This is a genomic window from Bacillus sp. Au-Bac7 (assembly GCF_021341655.1).
GTDB lineage: Bacteria > Bacillota > Bacilli > Bacillales > Cytobacillaceae > Niallia.
On the sequence record NZ_JAJTTG010000001.1, the window covers coordinates 1,151,781 to 1,173,903 of the forward strand.

Consider the following 22,123-nt stretch of genomic DNA (forward strand, 5'->3'; position numbering starts at 1 on the left):
TAAATACCTATCTATAAGTTATTATTGACAAGTTTATTTTATTCGATTATCAATTTAAAAAAAACATATGTTCGGTATTTATATTATAATTAAATTAAGTACCTAAAGACAAGTTTATATGTTCCATTTGTTTTCATACTATTAATAATAAAAAGGGTGAATATACATGGCTAGTTTTAAAAGAATATCCCCCGGTAATTGGTCATTTCGCTATAAATATAAAGATAAAATCACAGGCGAACAACGGGAAGTTAAAAGAAGAGGATTTCAATCCAAAGCATTAGCAGAAAAGGAATACGAACACTTAAAGAGAAACATACAATTAGGGTTCGACTCAGCTCCTAACGAAACACTTGCGGAGTTTCTGGAGTATTGGATAAAAGAGTACAAAGAAGGAAAAATAGCTAAAAACACTTATAGATTACACGAGCGTAATATTAAAAATCACATTGTACCCTACTTCAAGAGTATTCAACTAAATGATTTGAGCTATAAATTATATCAACAGTTTATTAACCACTTAATTGAACTGAAGTATAGCAAAAGAACAGTTGAAATTATACATGGCACAATGTACGGTGCAATGCAGAAAGCAAAGATATTAAAGAAAATCCATGACAATCCTTGCACAGATGTTTCCATCTACTCTGCAAAGGAAAAAAGGGAAAAGGAAAATAAAGCAATAATAAAATTTATTCCATATGAAAAAATTGAAGCATTTTTAGAAGCTGCACTTTCTGATAACTATACTTACTATATTTTCTTTCGTTTCTTAATTGAAACAGGTGTGCGAAAAGGAGAAGCACTTGCCTTACAGTGGAGTAATGTTGATCTTACCTCTAATCGAATACGTATAGTCCAGTCTTTAGATTATGAAGCAGATTCAGAAGAGGAATTATTCAGCGATACAAAGACTTATCACTCTGTAAGAGAGATTCCTATAACTAATCGTTTGGCAATGGATCTTCGTTCACATAAGGTAAGACAGAACGATAATATCTTTAGATTAAAACAAGCATATAAAAATGAATTAGATCTGGTTTTTTGTAGAGAGAATGGAACACCATTACCAAAGTCCACTTTGTTTAATGCATTTCGTAGAATTCTTAAAAAGGCCGACCTCCCTGCTCTCAGTATACATACGCTACGTCATACACATGCAGTACTTCTTTTGGAATCAAATGTAGAAATGAAATATATCCAAGAAACATTAGGGCATGGATCTATGCAGATAACTTCTGATATTTACACTCATGTAAGTAAAAAGATTGAAACAGATGCTATAGAACGTTTTGAAAACCACACGAAAAATATTATTTTGGGGGCAGAATTGGGGCACAAATCAAATGGATAACTCTTTATAGAATAGTTGCCCCCATAAAAAAAGCCCTGACGCTTACAGCGTCAAGGCTTCTTACTCTTAATACATTTCCATGTATTGATCTCTTTCCCATGGATGCACTTGTGTGCGGAACATATCCCACTCAATCTCTTTAGCTTCTACAAAGTGTACGAAAATATGCTCTCCTAAAGCGTCAATCATTGTTGGATTTTGCTTTAGTTCTGTTAATGCGTCTGCAAGTGTTGATGGCAAATCAACGATGCCTTCTGCAAGGCGTTCTTCTTTGCTCATGATGTAAATGTTGCGGTCTACTGGTGCTGGCGGAGTCAATTCGTTTTTGATTCCGTCAAGGCCTGCTGTCAGCAATGCTGCCATAGCTAGGTATGGGTTTGCTGCTGGGTCTACGCTGCGCACTTCTACGCGTGTGCTTAGACCGCGTGATGCTGGAATACGCATTAATGGTGAACGGTTGCGTGCTGACCATGCAACATAGCATGGTGCTTCGTAGCCTGGCACCAAACGCTTGTAAGAGTTTACTGTTGGGTTGGTGATAGCTGTGAAGCTTGTTGCATGCTTATTGATTCCAGCGATGAATTGAAGAGCTGTTTCGCTCATTTCTAATTCTGTGTTTGGATCGTAGAATGCGTTTTGACCGTTCTTGAATAGGGAAAGGTTACAGTGCATTCCTGATCCGTTTACGCCGAACAATGGTTTTGGCATGAATGTTGCATGCAATCCGTGTTTGCGTGCGATTGTTTTTACAACCAATTTAAATGTTTGGATTTGGTCACATGCTGTGATGGCATCCGCGTATTTGAAATCGATTTCGTGTTGTCCTGGAGCTACTTCATGGTGAGATGCTTCAATTTCGAAGCCCATTTCTTCAAGCTCAAGCACGATATCGCGGCGGCAGTTTTCACCAAGGTCTGTTGGCGCAAGGTCGAAATAGCCTCCGTTATCGTTTAATTCAAGGGATGGTTGCCCTTTTTCATCCAATTTAAACAGGAAGAATTCTGGTTCAGGCCCTAAGTTGAAATCAGTAAAGCCGAGGTCTTCCATTTCTTTAAGTACGCGGCGCAAGTTGTTGCGCGGGTCCCCTTCGAATGGTGTACCGTCTGGATTGTAAATATCACAGATTAGTCGTGCAACTTTTCCTTTTTCTGCTGTCCATGGGAAAACTACCCATGTGTTCAAATCTGGATACAGATACATGTCTGATTCTTCGATTCTTACAAATCCTTCGATGGAAGAGCCATCAAACATCATTTTGTTATCAAGGGCTTTATCAAGCTGGCTGATTGGAATTTCAACATTCTTGATAGTTCCTAAAATATCCGTAAATTGAAGTCGAATGAATTTTACATTGCTTTCTTGTGCAAAACGTTTGATATCCTCTTTCGTATAGTTCTTTGCCACGGCTATTTCCTCCTCTTAGTCCCTTTAATATCTATCTCTGAAAAAATCGAGATCCTCCCTGTCCCATTGAATTGCCGCCATTATTAAAACGTCCAGCATTCAACAGCTCCTTGCGCAAAAGTTTACGCAAGTCTTCATCTGTAAGCTCTCTGCGAGCCTTTTCAGCTTCTTTCTTTACATCTTCTGTAAGTACTTGCTTTTCCTTCACTGAGAATATTTGTTTAATTCCAGCGAGGTTAACACCTTGATCGATTAGATCCTTAATTTCCAATAGTTTGTCAATATCCGTTAAGGAAAAAAGTCTTCTGTTGCCATCCGTTCTTGCTGGAGCAATTAATTCGTGTTCTTCGTAGTAGCGAATTTGTCGAGCGGACAGCTCCGTTAACTGCATGACAATACTAATTGGGAATAGAGGCATCGACCGACGAATTTGACTACCAGACATAGCGATTCGGCTCCTTTAGATTAAATTTACCCAATTTCATTATAGTTTTCGAGAGATTTATTGTCAACAAATGTTACAATTTCTAACCTCTGGATGCAGCTCTTTTTTTAAATTGTTATTAGCTTTTGTTCAAGCAGTCTGTTTACTGCCATACAAACAGCGATTTTCACATGCGAATATGTCAATCCACCCTGCACATAAGCAACATATGGTGGTCTGATTGGACCATCAGCAGTAAGCTCAATGCTCGCACCTTGAATGAATGTTCCTGCTGCCATGATTACATCGTCTTCATATCCTGGCATATAGTTAGGATATGGCGTTACATGGGAGTTTACAGGAGATGCGAACTGCACTGCCTGGCAGAATGCGACCATTTTATCCTTATCATCAAATTGCACAGCTTGAATTAAATCTGTGCGCGGTACATTCCATTTCGGCGATGAATTCATGCCGAGTTTTTCTAAGATTGCCGCTGTAAACACGGCACCCTTTAAGCTTTGGCCGACAACATGAGGCGCAAGGAAAAATCCTTGGTACATTTCCTGCAGGCTGTAAAGAGAGGCTCCTGCCTCCGCTCCGATTCCCGGTGATGTCATACGGTAAGAGCAGGCTTCTACAAACTTCTCTTTCCCGACGATATAACCGCCTGTTTTGGCAATGCCGCCACCTGGGTTCTTAATTAACGATCCTGCCATCAAATCAGCGCCAACATGGCAAGGCTCTAGAGCTTCTACGAATTCACCGTAGCAATTGTCCACGAATACGACTACATCTGATTTAAGCTCTTTAACAAAAGCAATCATTTCCTTAATTTCTGCAATCGTGAATGACGGTCTTGTTGCATAGCCTTTTGAACGCTGGATGCCGATCATCTTCGTATTGCTTTTAATGCTTGCTGCAATACTCTCAAAATCCGGGCGGCCGTCCTCTTTCAAGTCAACACTGTTATACGAAATGCCGAATTCCTTTAATGACCCTGTGCCATTTCCTCTGATTCCGACGATTTCCTCTAAAGTATCATAAGGTTTTCCTGTAATATAAAGCAGTTCATCCCCAGGACGAAGCACACCGAACAAGGCAATGCTGATTGCATGAGTGCCCGAGATAATTTGAGGACGGACAAGTCCTGCTTCACCGCCGAACACTTCTGCATAGATTCTTTCAAGTGTGTCTCTGCCAAGATCATCATAGCCGTAGCCTGTAGACGGGATGAAATGAGATTCACTCACTCTGTTATTTTGGAAGCTTTGCAGAACTCTAAATTGATTTTCATCAATGCGCTCATCGATTTTTTTATGAACCTCTTTAACTTGTTCCTCTACCTCTCCGACAAGTACTCGGAGTTTATCGCCAAATGTTAATTGATCGTACATTTCTGTTCTCCTATCGTGTTGCTTTATAAGCTTTTAACTGTCCTGACAAGCTGCTGTCATGTAAACAATAGCCTTTACATGAGTATTGCTGCTCCTCTTCTTCAAAGGCAAGGCTTCTTAGGATAGTCTCATTTTTCAGCTGTGCCAGCAGCTTGCCGTTGCTTGCTGGAACGACAACTTCATAATATTCCATATTCTTGATCATCGTGTCTTCAATTCTCTGTTTCAGACTCATTCTGTCGTCAGCATTCAAAGCGCTGATTTCAATGCTGTCGAGCTTAGAGCTTGGCACGAAATCTGAATGAACAAGATCACGCTTGTTGTAAACAGTAATTTGCGGAATTGCCGGAATTTCCAAGTCTGCAAGCAGTTTATGCACTGTTTCTTCATGCTGATAATATTCTTCATTCGACATGTCGACAACATGCAGCAGCAAATCTGCTTCTCTTACTTCCTCTAATGTGGAACGAAAGGCAGCGACAAGAGTTGTTGGCAAGTCTTGAATAAAACCAACTGTATCAGTAATAAGCGCGCTGAAGCCGCTCGGCAAGATCAGCTTCCTTGTCATTGGATCAAGTGTCGCAAACAGAATATTCTCTTCAAAGGAATCAGCTTCTGCCACGCGGTTAAACAGTGTTGATTTACCAGCGTTTGTATAGCCGACAAGCGCAATTTGGAAGGTTCTGTTGCGTTTTCTTCTTTCCCGGTATCTGTCACGATGCTCCACAATGACATTTAATTGGCTTTTAATATCATCAATTCTGCGGCGGATATGCCGTCTGTCTGATTCGAGTTTTGTTTCACCAGGACCTCTTGTACCGATACCGGCACCGAGTCTGGAAAGCTGGAGTCCTTGTCCGCCAAGGCGCGGCAGCAAATATTGCAGCTGCGCAAGCTCGACTTGCAGCTTACCTTCCTTTGAACGGGCTCTGCCTGCGAAAATGTCCAAAATTAATTGGGTTCTGTCTATGATACGTGCATCAATGTTTTTTGAAAGATTGCGGACTTGGCTTGGGGACAGTTCATCATTAAAAATAATAATATCTGCATCCAACTCTTCAGCCAATGTCTCCAATTCTTCGACTTTCCCTTTACCTATGTATGTTGAAGGATGAATCCTGTCTCGATTTTGTGTCAAGGAAGCGACAACTTCACCGTGTGCGGTTTCCGTCAAGGAAGCGAGTTCTTCCATTGAATATTCAAATCTTGCTGTGTCATCTGTCGTTTGACAGCCAACAAGAATAACTTTTTCTGTCGATTCTTTTGTTTCGTTCAAAAGAAAACCCTCTTTCTACCTTTTAAGATTATTATAGCAAAAATAACGCTTACTTTCCTGTTCCTGCAACTAGTAGTATGCGATTATTTCTCCTTTAATAAACACGCTTCGCCACTCGCATTCCTTTACAGTAGCATATTACTTGTCAGAAAAACAGCATTTTTTTACAGCCTAACTATTCCTATTAAAACAGACTTAAAAATACGAATATATATAAGAAAAACAGGAACATTAAGTTTCCTGTTCCTGTTTTTAGCCTTGTTTAGAAGCCGTTATTCATGAAGGGCATCTCTTCTTTTTGAATGGCTGCTCCTTCGTAAATAAGATCATTGCTTCTCAATGTCATCAGCTCATGCTTGTCATAGTTGCCCTGCATAAGCAAGCGCATGCTTTGAGCACGGATAGACTTTTCTAAAACATTGCGGATATACCTGCCGTTTGAGAAGCTCCGTCCATTTTGCACAGTTCGTACATAGGTCAAGTGTGTTTTCAATGATTTTTCTGCTTCATGGCTCAATGTATACTCCCGCTCAACCAGCATTCTTTTGCCGATTTCCATCAGCTGGTCTGTCGAGTAATCTGGGAAATCGATGACTAAAGGAAAACGAGAGTGAAGTCCCGGGTTCAATGATAAAAAGAAGTCCATTTCCCGTGAGTATCCTGCCAGAATTAAAATAAAGTCATGCTGTTTATCTTCCATATGCTTAACAAGTGTATCGATTGCTTCCTTGCCAAAATCTTTTTCCCCACCCCTGCCTAAGGAGTACGCTTCATCAATAAACAAGATGCCGCCAAGGGCCTTTTTTACAAGATCTCTTGTTTTTTGGGCGGTATGACCAATGTATTCTCCGACAAGATCGGCTCGTTCTGCTTCAATTAAATGTCCCTTAGACAGAACATTCATTTTTTGAAACAACTTGCCAATCAAGCGGGCGACTGTCGTTTTGCCGGTGCCGGGGTTTCCTTTGAACATCATATGAAGAGCTTGCTTGCCTGCCTTCAGACCATGCTCCTCTCTTTTTTTATTTACATAAATCCAGGCATATATTTCTTTAATCATTTTTTTCATTTCGTCCATGCCGACAAGACTGCTTAACTCTTCTTCTATTTCCTTAAGTGCGCTATGCTCACTAGTCATTTTTTTCGGTATCGATTCAGCTTCTGGCAATTCCTTTGGAAGAACCTTCTTTTTCTGCGAATTGATCACAACACTTATCTGTCCATTATTCTTCATCCGGATCGGATGCTCCAAAAGCCACACCTCCTAACGTGGATATGCCTAATTGGCATAAGGCATGTTCGCCTGTTTCTTTTACTCCATAAGTAATATATATTCATGAGTTGACTCATTCATTAGTGAAATTTTAGATATTTACTAAAGTTAAGGGGAAAAAGACGAGTGAAGGGAAGGGAAAGTGAGACTCCTATTTACACAAATGAGACAGCGAAGACAATTACTGCAAGCTTTTTTTAAAAAAAAATTCCAGGCTTTACGCCTGGAATTTTCTTATGCTTGTGTGCCTTCCAGATCAATCTGGACGTTCTTTTGCGGTGCAAAAGTTGAAATAGCATGCTTGTATACTAACTGTTGCTTTCCTTCAGATTCAAATAAAACAGTGAAGTTGTCGAAGCCTTTTATAAGTCCGCGAATTTGAAAACCGTTTAGTAAGAACACTGTTACACTAGTACCATCTTTACGTAATTGATTTAAAAATTGATCTTGGATATTTACTGATTGCTTCATGAAAATCCTCCTCTTTTCTCTCTGTTATTATGTATTCGCTTATTTTTTTAGCATTCCTTCTACATAGTGCGAAATTTCCATTATTTTTTTAGAAATGTCATTTGAAATGACACTATCTGTCATATCAAACCATTTTACACTCATTTTATTGCGAAACCAAGTCAATTGCCTTTTGGCATATCTTCGCGAATTTTGCTTTAATTCAGCGATTGCATCTTCCAATGTTGATCTATCTTCTAAGTACTTATATATTTCCTTATACCCGATCGCTTGGATGGATTGGCAATCTTTAAGGCCTGCATCATAAAAATGCTTCACCTCAGCGAGCAGCCCTTCAGCCATCATTTTATCAACACGGCTGTTAATTCTTTCGTATAGGAGCTCTCTGTCCATCGTTAAGCCAATAATGGCTGCATCATAAAGCATTTCCGGGCTTTGGTTTTCTTGAAGCTCTGAGACAGGTTTGCCTGTAACATGATAAACTTCCAGCGCTCTAATGACCCTGCGGACATTATGATGATGGATGCTTGCTGCTGTTGCCGGATCGACCTGTTCGAGCATATTATGTACCTCTAAAGTGCCTTTTTGTTCGGCAAGTGCTTCTAATGATTTCCGATAGTCTAAATCTGTAGGCGCTTCTTGAAATTGATAGTCATACAGCACCGATTGAATATATAGGCCTGTGCCGCCGACAATAAAGGGAAGCTTTCCGCGGCTTTTAATTTCCTCAATCTTGCTGCGGACTAGTGTTTGAAACTCAGCTACAGAAAAGGCTTCATCTGGATTGACAATATCAATCAGATGGTGAGGAATACCTTCCATTTCTTCCTCTGTAATCTTGGCTGTTCCGATATCCATTCCTTTATAGATTTGCATCGAATCGCCGCTGATGATTTCTCCATTGAATCTTTTAGCCAATTCAATGCTTAAGTTCGTTTTCCCAACAGCTGTTGGACCAATTAATACGATTATTTTTTCCTTATCTGTCAAACCATTCAACTGCCTTTTTTAACTTTTTAGCACAAGTAATCTTGACTTTGTTTATTGTACCATAAATGCTTGCCATAGTTTAACATCTAACCATTATTGCCTGGGTTTTGCGGAAATATACCAAGATTTGAGGCTTAATCTGTGATAATTTCTTTATTATTTGTTCCAAGAATAACAATTTTATAAGGGTCATCACCAGTGACTTCTTTTATTTTTTTGTTTTCCAAAAATATAGCAATACTTCTTTTTACTTCTCGGGCAATTTTCTCTCTGTCCTTGTCAGCATTAGTCAATTGCAGATTTATTTCTATTTTCATTATTCCGCCAGTAGAATATATGTTGATATTTTGGAATAAGTATTCTTCTTCCATAAGAAAAGCTGTGTTTATAAAGTATCCGACATTATTCCAGCGGCCTTGTTTTTCTTGTTCCTTATAGCTGTATTCTTCGAAAATTAGTTTCCGCTTATCTTCGTACTCCTCCAGCACAGTTTCAGCAATATTTTTAACTTTTTGTTTTTTGTCTGCTTCTAGTTCCGTCGGAATATGGATATACCAGGCGTCAGCTGTCCAAAAGACCCAAGAACCATAGCCCCCCATTTCTACATCGATTTTATTTAATAGCTTGTCCGTTATTTCAGATGAAATGTCTGTTTCTTCGTCTGCCTCTGCGTCAACCTCCTCTATGTCCGCTTCCTCCATTACGTAAAATTGTGGTTCTAAATAATAGGAAAGGTTTCTTTCTTTCATTTCATTTTCAACCATTGTGATAATATCCTTTTGCTTCGCTTCGTTTTCTTTCCCTTCTATGTCCAAATAAGCATATTCGACCTGACTATCTATGTAAAAACTCACATTTTCATAACCAGCTTCACTAATTATCTCAGCAATTTCATTTTCTATTTCTGTTATTCTGCTTGACTCGTTATATAACTTCATTAAATCGAGACCAGGCTTAACCTCTGCTTCCGCTTTAAGCGTCTCATTAACTGTACCACCAAGAAACAGAAACAAAAGCACAGCAGCCACTGACAGCAGCCGTTTTTTCTTGAAAGCATGCTTTTGTTCGTCATTATTTAAAGAGGATATCTCTATATCTCTCCATTCATTTCGCCACTGTTGCTGCAAATTTTGAGAATTTTCAATTGCAAACGAAGAAGACTTCCAAATTGGCAGCACAGTCATTAGTTGCTGCTTCCCTTCTTTTTCAGAGCAACCCATAATTTTCGCAAGTTGCCGGATATTAAAACCTTTATAATAATACAGCACGAGCAGCAATCTTGCTGGCTTTTCCACTTTCTGCAAACTCAGGGACAAAGGCTTGTTTTTTCTATATTCCCTATCATGGTCTTTCTGTTTATATGGTGTATTTTCTAATTGTTTGCAGAACAGTTTTAGCAGTGTTAGTTCAGACGTGATGGGAAAAAGAGCGTTTCTTGCTTCCTTTTTTGTTTCTTCTATTAAAAAGGCAGCTTCCGCTTCCTCATCCGCCACCATTCTTGCAATTATTTCAAGCTCTTGATATAGGAAAGTGATCTCTGCCTGCTTTTTATTCATACTCGCCAATCCACTACTCCCTTTCTATTAAACAATTCCAACTCTTAAAACGATAGTTTTGTATAGAATTCCATCATTACCATTTTATAGGGAGGTTAAAGAAAAGTCATTAAATTGTGACATTTTAAATAAAAAACTGTTTTCCTCGCGCATGAAGGAAAACAGTTAGGAAGAATGATATTTTTAGATTTTCAGCATTCTGTCTAATGCTAGCTTTGCCAGTTTTGCAACCCCTTCTTCCACAACAATACGATTGCTCTCAAATCCGTCCTCAACTGACTCAAGACACCACACAAAATGCGGCAAGTCAATACGATTCATGGTCAGGCATGCGCACATATATGGATTTAAGCTGATAATATGCTTGTCAGGATGTTGGTGCATGATTCTGTTCACTAGGTTCATTTCTGTGCCAACCGCAAAGGAGCTGCCTGGTGCCGCTTTTTCTATTTCGGTGATAATGTAATTGGTTGAGCCTGCCATATCGGAAAGGGCAACGACTTCACGGCTGCATTCTGGATGAACAATTATTTTCATGTCAGGATGCTGTTTTCTTACTTGCTCGATATTTTTTGTCGTGAAGTTTTCATGCACAGAGCAATGCCCTTTCCACAGGATTACCTTTACTTTTTCTATGTCGCCCTCATATTGTAAGCTGCTTTGAATCGGGTCCCAAACAGCCATGCTATCAAGGGGGATGCCGAGCTTATATGCTGTGTTTCTGCCTAAATGCTGGTCTGGCAAAAACAAGAGCCTTTCCTTTTGGGTTAGAGCCCACTCTACCATCTTTTCGGCATTGGAGGAGGTTACTGTCGCACCGCCGTGTTCTCCGACAAATGCTTTAATGGCGGCTGTTGAATTGACGTATGTTAATGGGATAATCGTATCGCCAAATTGGGCCTGTAGCGCCTCCCACGCCCGATTTGTTTGATGGATGTCTGCCATATCAGCCATTGAGCAGCCTGCTCTCATGTCAGGCAAATACACCTTTTGCTCATTCGTTGTCAAAATATCGGCTGTTTCTGCCATAAAGTGGACACCGCAAAAGACGATAAATTCAGCCTTTCGGTTTGCGGCAGCCACTTGAGCTAGTTGGAGACTGTCTCCTGTTGCGTCGGAAAACTGGATAACCTCATCTTTCTGATAATGATGTCCTGGAACAAACAATCGGTCACCAAGCTTCCGTTTTACAGCCCAGGCTCTTTCTTCCAGTTCTGTAACGTTCATGGTTAAATAATGTTCTGGTATTTGTCTTTTGTTTGCCTGAAGGCTCTCTAGTAAGTTCATAAGCTATCTCCCCCTCCTATTTCTTCTCTAGTCCAGTTTTACTTGGACGCTAATATCTAGTGCTTGTGCAGAATGTGTTAAAAAGCCTAGTGAAATATAATCAACACCACAATCTTTATAGGAAGCTAAATTGGCTAATGTTATGCCGCCAGACGCTTCTGTTGTCACTGTTTCCGGAACATGTGTAATCCAATCTGCTATTTCAGCAGGTGTGCGGTTGTCAAACATGATTACATCTGCTCCTGCTGCAAGTGCCTCTGTCATTTGTGCAAATGATTCTGTCTCTACTTCCACCTTAACCATATGGCCAATAGAATTTTTGACTGCCCGAACGGCCTCCGTAATACTGCCAGCAAAAGCAATATGGTTATCCTTTATCATGACGGCATCGTATAAACCAAACCGGTGATTAAATCCGCCCCCGACTGTGACGGCGTATTTTTCAAGCATTCTTAGGCCTGGTGTCGTTTTTCTTGTATCGCATATTTTTGTATAGCCGCTGTTAAGTGCTTCAACTGCCTTGTTTGTAATGGTAGCTATACCGCTCATTCTCTGAATCAGATTAAGAATAACTCGCTCTCCTTTCAGCAAATGGACAACAGCGCCACTAACGGTTGCAATTGGCTGACCAGGCTCCAGTTTTTGACCGTCTTCTACATGCAGTTGGATCTTGATTGAGTTATCAAGAATAAGAAAACCTTGTTCAATTATGTCTTTTCCGCAAAAAATGCCACTTGCTTTGGACAGGAATATAATTTCTCCTGTTTGTTTCTTTGGAAAAATGATGTCTGTTGTTAAGTCCCGATCGCCAATATCCTCCATAAAAAATTGTTCAAGTTGCTGTCGCAATTTTAGCTGATTCATTTGCCACACCCTTTTCTTCGTATCGATTTAAAATGATTGTTTTCTTTCTCCAGCTGTCTGATTCTTGTGGATAATCACTGCGATAGTGACCGCCTCTGCTTTCTGTCCTTTGCAAAGATGCCTTTGTGATTAACTGTGCTGTCAGCACCATGAAGTATGTCTCATGCTCTTCCTTGGTGTAATTGGTTGTATGCTCTTCTCCTTTTTCCCCGCGCAGCAAAGACTCTAACCAAAATAAATGGTCTTGCAGTTTTTGCTCTGTCCTCACAATCCCGACTGCTTCCATCGTTCTTTTTTGCAGTTCCTTTCTGCTGGGAAGCCTAGTCACATAGTGCTGGCGGGAAGCCGCTTCCTTCCAGGCAGAAGTTATACAGGGCTGTTCATTCAGCCGGTTCGCCAGCTCGCTGCCCATATACAGTCCTTCAAGCAAAGAATTGCTGGCTAAACGGTTAGCACCGTGCAAGCCAGTGCAGGCTGCTTCGCCAATTGCATAAAGGCCGTTAATCGATGTTCTGCCCCCTAAATCTGTTTCAATTCCGCCCATTAGGAAATGGCAGCCTGGAGCAACCGGAATTCTGTTTCGTCGCAAATCAACGCCATGCTGCTGACATAAAGAGGAGATGGCGGGGAAACGGGCTGTAAAGTTTGGTACAGTCGAAATATCTAAATAAACAGATTTCCCTGCTTGTAAGTATCGATAAATCTCCTGTGAAACGATATGTCTTGGAGCTAAGTCGCCTAAAGGATGGACTCCCTCCATAATCCGAACTCCCTTTTCATTTACAAGCACCGCACCTTCTCCTCTGACCGCTTCAGAGACAAGCCCTGCGGTTTTGCCATTTAAATACAGCAAGGTCGGATGGAATTGAATAAACTCCATGTCTGCGATATTCGCTCCTGCCAAATAAGCGAGCGCTATGCCGTCGCCTGTAATAGTTTGGGCATTTGAGGTATATTCATAAACCTGGCCGCAGCCTCCCGTGGCAATAATTGTCTGGTCTGCATAAAAGCTTTTCTCTGAACCATCATCCAGAATGCCTTTTGCACCGATGCAGCTGCCGCATTCTGACAGAATCAGCTCATGAACTAACACGTTTTCCGTCACCTTTACATGCAGCGGCATCGTTGCTGCGAGGAACTCCATTACCTTTTTCCCTGTCTCATCTCCTCCGCTATGGACAATTCGTTTTTTCGAATGAGCTCCTTCCATGCCGAGATTCCAGCTCCCTGTGACATCTTGATCAAATTGACAGCCCGCTGCCGCCAAATCATGGAGAAGAATTGGTGCCGCGCTGGTTACCTTTTTGACAGCATCGGCATGGTTGTGGAATCTGCCTGCTTCCAAGGTGTCAAGGGCGTGCAGCTGAAAACTATCGTCAGCACTTATGCTTGCGGCAATTCCACCTTGCGCTAAGTAAGAATTGCTGCTGAAAATGGTGCCTTTTGTGAGAATCATCACATTTAAATGTGGAGATAGCTTCCGTGCCAGCTGTAAGCTAGCCATTCCACTGCCAATTATTAATACATTTACCTTCATCTTTAACCCTCCTGTTTTAACAGGTGTCTTGACACATATATTTACATAGATTTACACTATTGACAAGAGTTTTTTTAGAAAAGTCTTGGAAGGGTGAGGAAATGATTTACTTGGATTATGCAGCAACATGTCCCCTTGATGCAGATGCTGGCAAGACCTATATCGAGGCAGCAAGCGACTATTTTGGAAACAGCAGCAGCCTCCACTCTATCGGCGGAAAAGCAACTGATTTATTGGAAAGCTGCCGGGAGGAAATGGCACGCTTGCTTAGCGTTGAAAGAGTAGGCATATACTTTACAAGCGGCGGAACAGAAAGTAATTTTCTCGCAATCCATGCCCTTTTGTCTGTGAAAAAAAAGGCAGGCAATCATATTATTACAACAGAAAGTGAACATTCTTCTATTCACGGAACGATGAAATGGCTGGAAAAGCAAGGGTACGAGATTACGTATTTGCCACTATCACCTCAAGGGATGGTTGATGCCGATTTGCTGCAAGCTGCTATTAAGCCGGAAACAGTGCTCGTGTCGATTCAGCATGTTAATGCAGAGATTGGGGCAATTCAGCCGATCGCAGCAATCGGCAAAATCTTAAAAGAAAAAGATATCTATTTTCATAGTGATATGGTTCAAAGCTTTGGGAAAATAGATATAAGCTCCATTTCTAATACAGTGGATGCCTTGTCGATTTCAAGCCATAAGTTTTACGGACCAAAGGGAATTGGTTTAGCGTATGTCTCCCCCTTGATTCCATGGACTGGCTTTCTTCCTGGCTCTACTCATGAAAAGGGCTTTAGGGCAGGAACGGTGAACATTGCCGGGATTGCTGCAATGACGACAGCCGCACAAAAATCTGTACGTACATTAGCAGCAGAAAGGGCGCATTATCAAGGATTAAGAGAGATGGTGCAAAAACGGGCAAAACACAATATTTCATTAACTGTATTTCAGTGTGAACACCAGCTTCCGTCGATTATTGGGATGAGGATTCATGGATTAGAAGGCCAATGGACAATGCTTGAATGCAACAGGAGGGGATTTGCGATTTCAACAGGAAGCGCATGTCAAACAGGACAACAAGCTCCTTCCAAAACAATGAAGGCAATGGGGCTATGTGATGGAAGTGCAAAAGAATTTATTCGCATTTCATTCGGCAGACAAACAAAACCTGCTCATGTGGAAGCCTTTATGGAAACAGTTGAAGCACTTGCAGTAAAATAAAAAGAGAGGGTCGCTTTTTCAGGCGATTCCCTCTCTCTTGTCCAATGCCTGCCAATAAATCTTCCAGCAAGCCTCGAGCTTTTCTTCTGCTTTTTTTTCTGTATGGTCATAAACGAGCTCAACCATAATACTCATTAGAATACCTGTATAAGCAATAGTCAACGACCTTGCGTCAGGTCCTGTAATTAAATCTTCGTCCAGCCATTTTCTGAAAGATTGCTCAAGCATGTTTTCTTGGAGTACTTCTACCTCAAGCACCTCATCTAAAATCGTTTCATATAGATGGCTTGGCGGAAAGAAGCTCATGCGCAGCCAAAACTTCAAGCTTTGGTTTTCTTCAAACATTTGCTTAACTGCTACTAAATAGCTATATAAAAATGTTTTCGGACTACTATTTTCCGTCTCGCTGAAATAAGCTTGCTTCATCTCAATTTCAGCTACTTTCGCCTCTCTAAGTACCTCAAGAAACAAAGCGTCCTTACTGCTGAAGTGTGAATAAATGGAAGATTTTTTTATACCGACCTCTTCGGCAATTTTCGAAAGGGAAGCTCCTTCATAGCCAGACTGTGTGAAATGCTTGAGGGCTGCTACCTTTAAATCGTCTTTTTTCACCGTACTCCTCCTTTAGCCAATTAACTTTAAGCCGATTGCCGCTGCTAAAATAAGTCCGATGAATAACAGCCTTTTTGCTTCGCGCGGTTCTCCGTACAGGAACATGCCGAGCAGTGCTGAACCGACTGTGCCGATTCCTGTCCAAACACCGTAGGCAGTTCCCATCGGAATAGTGTTCATAGCATATGATAGCAGAGAAAAGCTGCATGCAAAACCGATAATCAGCAAAACCACTGCATCCCATTTTTTCATGGCTGCCCTTTTCATGTTCACGACACCGAACACTTCAAATAATCCTGCTCCAACCAATGCTAACCAAGCCATTATGATCCTTCCCCTTCTGTGCTGTTTTCGTCTGTGACTAGCTTTAAGCCGACGACTCCTACAAGTAATACAACAACAAGCACGAGCTTTATGATGCGGAATGGTTCACCGAAAAAGACCATTTCCGCAATGACTGTCCCCATTGTGCCTAGGCCTGTAAATACAGCATATACCGTTCCTACTGGCAGATATCTTGTCGCATATATTAGCACGACAAAGCTGATGATAATTGCAGCAATAGTGCCTGCCCACTCTATTACGCTGTTGGCATGCTTTAAGCCGGACACCCACACAACCTCCATTAAGCCTGCGGCAAGCACCATTATCCAATGTCGATTCATTGCTGTTCCTCCTTCACAAAATCACCTACCGACCGTTCGTTAGTATTATTTCACATCAATAATTATAAGTCAATACTTTATGCTCACTCTAAAAACAACAACAATAATAGGAAACATACTATAAAAAGCAGCGGTTTTCAAACAATTGTCCAAAACCCGCTGCTTTTTATATTGTTATATTATCGCTAATAGGTTGGCCAACCGCTTGAATCCCAATACAAATCATTGATCAGCATTGTCGGCATACCATTGTTCAGTGCATCATAGGAATGACGGACAATGATGTTATTGTTCAAAATATCAGAATGACCCGGCCCTTTCCAACGGTCATTGCCTGTATCAAAAATTGTACCGCCACCATTTAACATATTGACACCATTCTTATCTACATAAGGTCCAGTAATTGATGTAGAACGGCCAACCGCCATTTTATATGTGCTGTTCACACCTTGACAGCAGCTGTCAAAGGATACAAATAAATAGTAATAACCGTTACGGTAAACGATATTTGGCGCTTCAACTGCACCATTATTATTCGGCCTTGATGCAATGGAATACAAACTGCCTGTCGGCTTCATCGTTGTCTTGTCAAGACGAGTCAGCTTGATGCCACTCCAAAATGATCCGAATGACATCCATGGATTTCCATCTTTGTCAATGACAAGATCGCCGTCGATTGCGTTATAATTATTCGACGAAGTGGAACGGATAACAAGACCATCATCGCGCCATTGTCCGGACGAGATACTTGGTGTGGAAAGCAATCCGATTAACGATGTGTTAGAACCAAAGGAAGATACAGAATAATACAGCCAGTATCTTCCATTATAGTAGCTGATATCTGGTGCCCATTGGTTTTTCTCATAGTTAGGCACATAATTAGCCCACCATGCTGGAGCAGTCGGGAAAATCGTCGGCGCTTGATACCAGTTTGTGCCGTTATCTGAACGAAGCACTCTAATGCCATTTGGGCTTCCAGTTCCAAATGTATACCATGTGTTGCCTTCTTTTATGATAGACGGATCATGTATTTGCAAATCTCCTGTTAAATTCCAAAAGCTGGCTGACGCTGAGCTAGTGATAGAGAAGCAAGCAACAAGGATAAGTAAAGCAATTTTAAACGAAAATTTTTTCCCTTTCCTTTTCATCGTTATCCCCTCTTTTCTCAAAATGAAAAGCGTTGTAAATCTGTACGGACATCCCCCTCCCTTTTTAATGCCAAACAATGGTATTATTCTCTTTCACGCAGTGAAAACCCTTTCATTTTTTCGCGAATTCTGCAGTTTTTTTCCGTTTTTTCTATTTTTATTTTCGGTTTCTATCCTATTGCATACATCTGATAGGAAAGAACAAGCTATTTTTATACCATTACTTATACGGAGGAGTTAGAAATGCTGATAAAAATCAACAAGCAGATTGAAAATATTCAAAAGCATAGTAAACCTTTTCACACTATTGATGATCTCGCCCCACTAATTAAAAAAGCAGGAAAAGCAAAATATGTCTTGCTTGGGGAAGCAACACACGGCACGTCAGAGTTTTATTCCCTTCGAGCTGAAATTACGAAAAAACTGATTGAAGACCACGGTTTTTCTTTTGTTGCTGTTGAAGGAGACTGGCCCTCTTGCTTTGAGGCTAATAGTTATATTAAGAATCGTTCAACAGCCGATCGGGCAGAAGATGTGCTAGGCCATTTTAACCGCTGGCCTACTTGGATGTGGGCCAATCAAGAAATCATCCCACTCCTTGAATGGCTCAAAAACTACAATAGCAAGCAAGATTCAGACAAAATGGCAGGTTTTTATGGCTTGGATGTCTACAGTCTGTGGGAATCTATGGAGGCCATTATTCAATATCTGCAAAAAACAAATTCGCCACATATTGATAAAGCTTTAAAAGCGATTGAATGCTTTGAGCCGTATAATCGCAAACCACAAACATACGGAATGTCAGCTGCTCTTTTAGGGGAAAGCTGCCGACAGGAAGTGCTTGACGTGCTGCAATCCATCCGCAAGAACAGTGAGTCAAATTCAGAGGAGCAGCTAAGTCTTGAAATCAATTCATTAGTTTCCAAAAATGCCGAAAACTATTATAAAACAATGATTACAGATGACCAGGAATCATGGAATATCCGAGATCATCATATGGTTGAAGCATTATCAAACATCAGCAAATTTTATGGCAGTGAAGCAAAAGGAATTATCTGGGAGCACAATACCCATATTGGTGATGCCCGGGCAACAACCATGGAGTTAGAAGGCTTAGAAAATGTCGGTCAAATCACTCGTGAAAAATTTGGCAAGGAAAACATCTTTTCAGTCGGGTTTGGGACATATACTGGAACGGTGATTGCTGCCGAAAAATGGGGAGCGCCCTTTGAAATCATGCCGTTGCCAAAAGCAATGCGCGGCAGCTGGGAAGAGCTGCTGCATCGGGCAGGTGCGCATGATAAATTCCTAATTTTCACAGATGAAAACAAGCATCTTTTTGAAGAACGAGTAGGACATCGAGCAGTTGGTGTCGTGTATCATCCTGAATATGAAAAATACGGCAACTATGTGCCCTCCAGCATTTCCGAACGTTACGACAGCTTTATTCATGTAGATAAAACGCAGGCTCTCTCCCCTTTGCCTGTTGAAGTAAAAGAAGAGTAACCTAAAGAAAAGGGAGCAGTTGTCTGCTCCCTTAAAGTGATGGCTTATTTTCTTCTCATAAATGTCATGATAATGGCGATCACTGATATAACAATCGCAGCAATGGATAAGATTGTGCTAGTCGAAGAGCCAGCTTGGTCCTCATCACCTGCATCTGCTTCATCCGTTTCAGCTTCATCTTCATGTGTGTGTCCGTGGCTGTCTGTTGTTGCTGTTGAAGCAGCAATTTCTGTCACAGAGTGCGGTAGGTCTGCATCCTCATCCCCAGTCCATTCAACGATGCTTCCATCTGTATAGTATTGGAATGCATCCCATGCAACGTCCCCTGCTTCAGCAGGGTTTTGCGCAGTAAAGCTGAATTGGCGGTATTCGCCCGGTTTAATCGCTGCATCATCATTTGCAGCTTCCCATGTAACAGTAGTTACTTTATCATCATCATTAGTCTCTGTAGTTACATTCCAACCCTCAACAGGCTCATACATTTTGAAATCTACAGTCTCAGGAATCTTGATAGCAACTTTATTTGTATTAATATCCTTTTCAACAGGTATTTTAACCGTATACGTTTCCCATGCCTCTGTAGTAGAAGAAGTAGGTTTTACGGTAACATGTGCGCTCGCTGGAAGTGCAATGAAGAAAACTGCCGCAAACGCGACTAAAAACGCCGTTAGCTTTCTTTTCGTATGTATCATGCTTTTAACTCCTTTTGTTCTTTTTTTCACAAGTGCTGGTAACTAAACACTATGCGAATAGTAATAAGTCCTTTTTATCTTAACAGAATTATAAAGCGCTTCACATTAAAAATGTGTCTGTTTTGTGAATAATTCATCATGACCATTTTTGCCAAAAAGTTTATTTTTAAAACGCAGATTTAAATAACATCTATTTTTTGTATTAACAGTCACATAACTGTCACAAATTAGTAATTTCCTCCCTTAAAAAATAGCCAATATTTGCAGTAAGCTTGTAGTAACTACATTCTTTAGAATCAGGTGATGGATATGCAACTAGGGCAAAAAGTAATATACAAACATAAAATTCATTACTTTTTTTATGATCACGGCAATGGCTTGTGGGAAATACAAGATATCGTGACAAAATCGATTATTCTTGTAACATGCGACGCTATCATTCATCGGATCAAATAAAAGTTCTTTTAAGCAATTATTTTTGCTGTATATAGGAAAAGCTTTATAGTATATTTTGAAAACATTTTTTTGTAAAAGGAGTCTGGGGGATATGAAGCTGACTGGTAATACAATCCTGCTTACAGGAGGAGGCTCAGGTATAGGACTTGCCTTTGCCGAGCGCTTTCTGAAACGAGACAATACAGTCATTATTGTGGGCAGAAATGAAGCAAAATTAGAGGAAGCAAAAAAAGCCTATCCAGGACTTATAACGAAATCCTGCGACTTGACGGATGAGCAGTCCCGGATTGATTTGGCTCAATGGGTTCTTACAGAATACCCGTCTTTGAATGTTTTAGTGAACAATGCGGGTATCCAGCAGCGAGTAAATTTAAAAAATGCAGCAGAGTCATGGAGCTATTATGAAAAAGAAATCACTTCTAATTTCAACGCTCCGATTCATTTGATACTGCTGCTTGCAGACCATTTAATCAGAAAAGACAATGCAGCAATCATGAATGTCACTTCTGGACTGTCTCTTACTCCAGGTGTATGGGTGCCGATATACAGTGCTACAAAAGCAGGTTTACGGTCCTTCACAAAGTCGTTGCGCCTTCAATTCGAAGACGCTGGTGTTGAAGTAATCGAAGTGCTGCCGCCAGCTGTCAATACAGATTTAGGAGGGGCGGGACTTCATACATTCGGTGCTCCGCTTGACGATTTTGCGAATGGAATTTTTGAAGGATTAGAATTGGGCTTAACTGAAATTGCTTACGGAGGAGCTGCTGATCGCCTTCATGCAACCATTAAAGAAAATGATGAACAAACAGCGAAAGTTTGGGCTGGTTTTAAGCAAAACAATCCTGACTTTTAAAAGGGGCGGACAGCAGTGTTGCTGTCCTCTTGTTATTTCCTGCAAATACAAATCATGTTCTGGCTGCCGTTTTTTAAAGGGGTTTTGTTCCAATCCTCATATATAGCAACCATTTCAAGCTGATGACTAGCTAACAGTCGTTTCAGCTCCTGCGGGTACACATAGCGGAGCTTAATATTCGTTCTGCTTTCTTTTTGCACTTCCCCGTTTTCCTTGATAAATTTACGGATTGTTACATAATGCTGAATTTGTCTTACATCATCATAATGGCTGATGGTAGAAAGCTGGACGGACAGACCGCTTTTGTGTTCTTTATATGTTTTCCAATATTCCTCTGTAACAGGCTGAAGCAATTCTTCTTTGCATGGAAATCTGGTATCAAAGATGAAATAGCCTCCTTCTTGGAGGGAAGCTGTGACACATTTGAGCAAGTTATCCTGATCTTCATTTGTCAAAAAATGCTGAAAGGAATTGCCGACCATGTACAGAAGCTTGCTTTTTTCTGCTAGTTTAAAGTCCGTTAAATCTGCATGCAGCCAATTAATTGATACATTCCGCTGAGCGCCTTTCTCCTTGGCGCGGTTTAGCATATTCTTTTGGATATCAACGCCTGTCACCGAAAACCCTAATTCTGCCAGCGGAATGGCAGTTCGTCCTGTTCCGCATGCAAGATCAGTTATTGGACCACAGACAAGCTTGGCATATTCCGATAATAACGGCAGCTCTGGTTTATATGCTTCATTTTCCGCGTCGTATCGTTCAGGGTTTTCATATTCTTCAAAATTGCTCATTCGGCTTCCCCTCCCTTAGTATAAGTTCTATCTGATAACCTATCACCCATTATCCACCACCTTCATAAAGTATCGGTAAAGGAGGGGAAAATGACAGTGTATCGTACAACAAGATTGCATGGGGGCGCACCTGTAGTAGCAGGTGTACATGTTGCACCCGTAGCCGCACACATGCCTGGAGCATTGACTGGCTTTGTGGCACCAACATCAGGCTTCGGTGCAGGTAATCCAACTATTATCTATCCATATAAGCAGTTTCCTGCCTATATGAGTCCAAACCCATTTTACCATTATTATCCTTACTATCCACCGTATTATCGCCATTAATCCATAACAAAAAAGCATTT

Annotated in this window: 22 protein-coding genes; 5 read left to right on the plus strand and 17 right to left on the minus strand. The window is 40.8% G+C overall.

The genetic code is table 11. The features are described 5' to 3' along the window. The first annotated feature begins 166 nt into the window (after positions 1 to 166). The gene (locus LXM54_RS05960; protein ID WP_233314162.1) at positions 167 to 1,354 is read left to right on the plus strand and encodes a tyrosine-type recombinase/integrase; all 1,188 of its coding nucleotides are present in this window, start codon (positions 167 to 169) and stop codon (positions 1,352 to 1,354) included. Between the two features lie 66 nt (positions 1,355 to 1,420). Here the strand turns inward: LXM54_RS05960 and glnA are convergent, their stop codons facing one another. The 11 genes from glnA to nadB all read right to left on the minus strand — a co-directional run bounded on the left by glnA (position 1,421) and on the right by nadB (position 13,833). After that, positions 1,421 to 2,758, minus strand: coding sequence for a type I glutamate--ammonia ligase (gene glnA / locus LXM54_RS05965; protein ID WP_233314163.1), 1,338 nt, complete (start codon positions 2,756 to 2,758; stop codon positions 1,421 to 1,423). 31 nt (positions 2,759 to 2,789) lie between these two features. After that, positions 2,790 to 3,203: a MerR family transcriptional regulator gene (locus tag LXM54_RS05970; protein WP_233314164.1), complete on the minus strand. Its 414-nt coding sequence runs from the start codon at positions 3,201 to 3,203 to the stop codon at positions 2,790 to 2,792. Positions 3,204 to 3,310: 107 nt separating this feature from the next. After that, positions 3,311 to 4,579 carry a methionine gamma-lyase family protein gene (locus tag LXM54_RS05975; protein WP_233314165.1) on the minus strand — a complete coding sequence of 423 codons (1,269 nt, stop codon included), beginning with the start codon at positions 4,577 to 4,579 and terminating at the stop codon, positions 3,311 to 3,313. Positions 4,580 to 4,589: 10 nt separating this feature from the next. Next, positions 4,590 to 5,855 (minus strand): GTPase HflX, encoded by a 1,266-nt coding sequence (hflX, locus tag LXM54_RS05980; protein WP_233314166.1) that lies wholly within the window; start codon positions 5,853 to 5,855, stop codon positions 4,590 to 4,592. Between the two features lie 262 nt (positions 5,856 to 6,117). Continuing rightward, positions 6,118 to 7,107: a stage V sporulation protein K gene (gene spoVK, locus LXM54_RS05985; protein WP_233314167.1), complete on the minus strand. Its 990-nt coding sequence runs from the start codon at positions 7,105 to 7,107 to the stop codon at positions 6,118 to 6,120. A 255-nt stretch (positions 7,108 to 7,362) separates the two neighbouring features. Then, positions 7,363 to 7,599: an RNA chaperone Hfq gene (gene hfq, locus LXM54_RS05990; RefSeq protein ID WP_127742850.1), complete on the minus strand. Its 237-nt coding sequence runs from the start codon at positions 7,597 to 7,599 to the stop codon at positions 7,363 to 7,365. A 39-nt stretch (positions 7,600 to 7,638) separates the two neighbouring features. Then, a complete protein-coding gene (miaA, locus tag LXM54_RS05995) occupies positions 7,639 to 8,589 on the minus strand; it encodes a tRNA (adenosine(37)-N6)-dimethylallyltransferase MiaA (protein ID WP_233314168.1) in 951 nt (316 codons plus the stop codon). 134 nt (positions 8,590 to 8,723) lie between these two features. Beyond that, positions 8,724 to 10,154, minus strand: a complete 1,431-nt coding sequence (locus LXM54_RS06000) for a hypothetical protein (RefSeq protein WP_233314169.1) — start codon at positions 10,152 to 10,154, stop codon at positions 8,724 to 8,726. Positions 10,155 to 10,328: 174 nt separating this feature from the next. Then, positions 10,329 to 11,432 (minus strand): quinolinate synthase NadA, encoded by a 1,104-nt coding sequence (nadA, locus tag LXM54_RS06005; RefSeq protein ID WP_233314170.1) that lies wholly within the window; start codon positions 11,430 to 11,432, stop codon positions 10,329 to 10,331. 27 nt (positions 11,433 to 11,459) lie between these two features. Continuing rightward, complete coding sequence (gene nadC, locus LXM54_RS06010; protein ID WP_233314171.1) at positions 11,460 to 12,296, minus strand: carboxylating nicotinate-nucleotide diphosphorylase; 837 nt, start codon at positions 12,294 to 12,296, stop codon at positions 11,460 to 11,462. Then, complete coding sequence (nadB, locus tag LXM54_RS06015; protein ID WP_233314172.1) at positions 12,265 to 13,833, minus strand: L-aspartate oxidase; 1,569 nt, start codon at positions 13,831 to 13,833, stop codon at positions 12,265 to 12,267. Before nadB ends, nadC begins: the two co-directional genes overlap by 32 nt. A 101-nt stretch (positions 13,834 to 13,934) precedes the next feature. On the opposite strand from nadB, the gene LXM54_RS06020 reads away from it, so the two are divergent. After that, complete coding sequence (locus LXM54_RS06020; RefSeq protein WP_233314173.1) at positions 13,935 to 15,053, plus strand: IscS subfamily cysteine desulfurase; 1,119 nt, start codon at positions 13,935 to 13,937, stop codon at positions 15,051 to 15,053. A gap of 18 nt (positions 15,054 to 15,071) precedes the next feature. On the opposite strand, the gene LXM54_RS06025 is transcribed toward LXM54_RS06020, so the two are convergent. From LXM54_RS06025 to LXM54_RS06040, 4 genes are all read right to left on the minus strand, one after another. Continuing rightward, positions 15,072 to 15,665, minus strand: a complete 594-nt coding sequence (locus LXM54_RS06025) for a TetR/AcrR family transcriptional regulator (protein ID WP_233314174.1) — start codon at positions 15,663 to 15,665, stop codon at positions 15,072 to 15,074. A gap of 12 nt (positions 15,666 to 15,677) precedes the next feature. Continuing rightward, complete coding sequence (locus LXM54_RS06030; RefSeq protein ID WP_245399861.1) at positions 15,678 to 15,989, minus strand: DMT family transporter; 312 nt, start codon at positions 15,987 to 15,989, stop codon at positions 15,678 to 15,680. Continuing rightward, the gene (locus LXM54_RS06035; protein WP_233314175.1) at positions 15,989 to 16,330 is read right to left on the minus strand and encodes a DMT family transporter; all 342 of its coding nucleotides are present in this window, start codon (positions 16,328 to 16,330) and stop codon (positions 15,989 to 15,991) included. The genes LXM54_RS06030 and LXM54_RS06035 overlap by 1 nt, the downstream gene beginning before the upstream one ends. Before the next feature lie 185 nt (positions 16,331 to 16,515). Then, positions 16,516 to 17,478, minus strand: coding sequence for a glycoside hydrolase family 43 protein (locus LXM54_RS06040; RefSeq protein ID WP_233314176.1), 963 nt, complete (start codon positions 17,476 to 17,478; stop codon positions 16,516 to 16,518). A gap of 246 nt (positions 17,479 to 17,724) precedes the next feature. On the opposite strand from LXM54_RS06040, the gene LXM54_RS06045 reads away from it, so the two are divergent. Continuing rightward, entirely contained in the window at positions 17,725 to 18,984 is a 1,260-nt protein-coding gene (locus LXM54_RS06045) for an erythromycin esterase family protein (RefSeq protein ID WP_233314767.1), read from the plus strand. 44 nt (positions 18,985 to 19,028) lie between these two features. Here the strand turns inward: LXM54_RS06045 and LXM54_RS06050 are convergent, their stop codons facing one another. Then, a complete protein-coding gene (locus tag LXM54_RS06050; protein ID WP_233314177.1) occupies positions 19,029 to 19,676 on the minus strand; it encodes a YcnI family copper-binding membrane protein in 648 nt (215 codons plus the stop codon). 547 nt (positions 19,677 to 20,223) lie between these two features. Here LXM54_RS06050 and LXM54_RS06055 point away from each other — a divergent pair. After that, positions 20,224 to 20,985, plus strand: a complete 762-nt coding sequence (locus tag LXM54_RS06055) for an SDR family oxidoreductase (RefSeq protein WP_233314178.1) — start codon at positions 20,224 to 20,226, stop codon at positions 20,983 to 20,985. Between the two features lie 32 nt (positions 20,986 to 21,017). Here LXM54_RS06055 and LXM54_RS06060 read toward each other — a convergent pair whose 3' ends face one another. After that, positions 21,018 to 21,776 carry a class I SAM-dependent DNA methyltransferase gene (locus LXM54_RS06060; protein WP_233314179.1) on the minus strand — a complete coding sequence of 253 codons (759 nt, stop codon included), beginning with the start codon at positions 21,774 to 21,776 and terminating at the stop codon, positions 21,018 to 21,020. A gap of 90 nt (positions 21,777 to 21,866) precedes the next feature. Between LXM54_RS06060 and LXM54_RS06065 the strand changes: the two genes are divergently transcribed. After that, positions 21,867 to 22,103: a hypothetical protein gene (locus LXM54_RS06065; protein ID WP_233314180.1), complete on the plus strand. Its 237-nt coding sequence runs from the start codon at positions 21,867 to 21,869 to the stop codon at positions 22,101 to 22,103. Positions 22,104 to 22,123 lie beyond the last annotated feature (20 nt).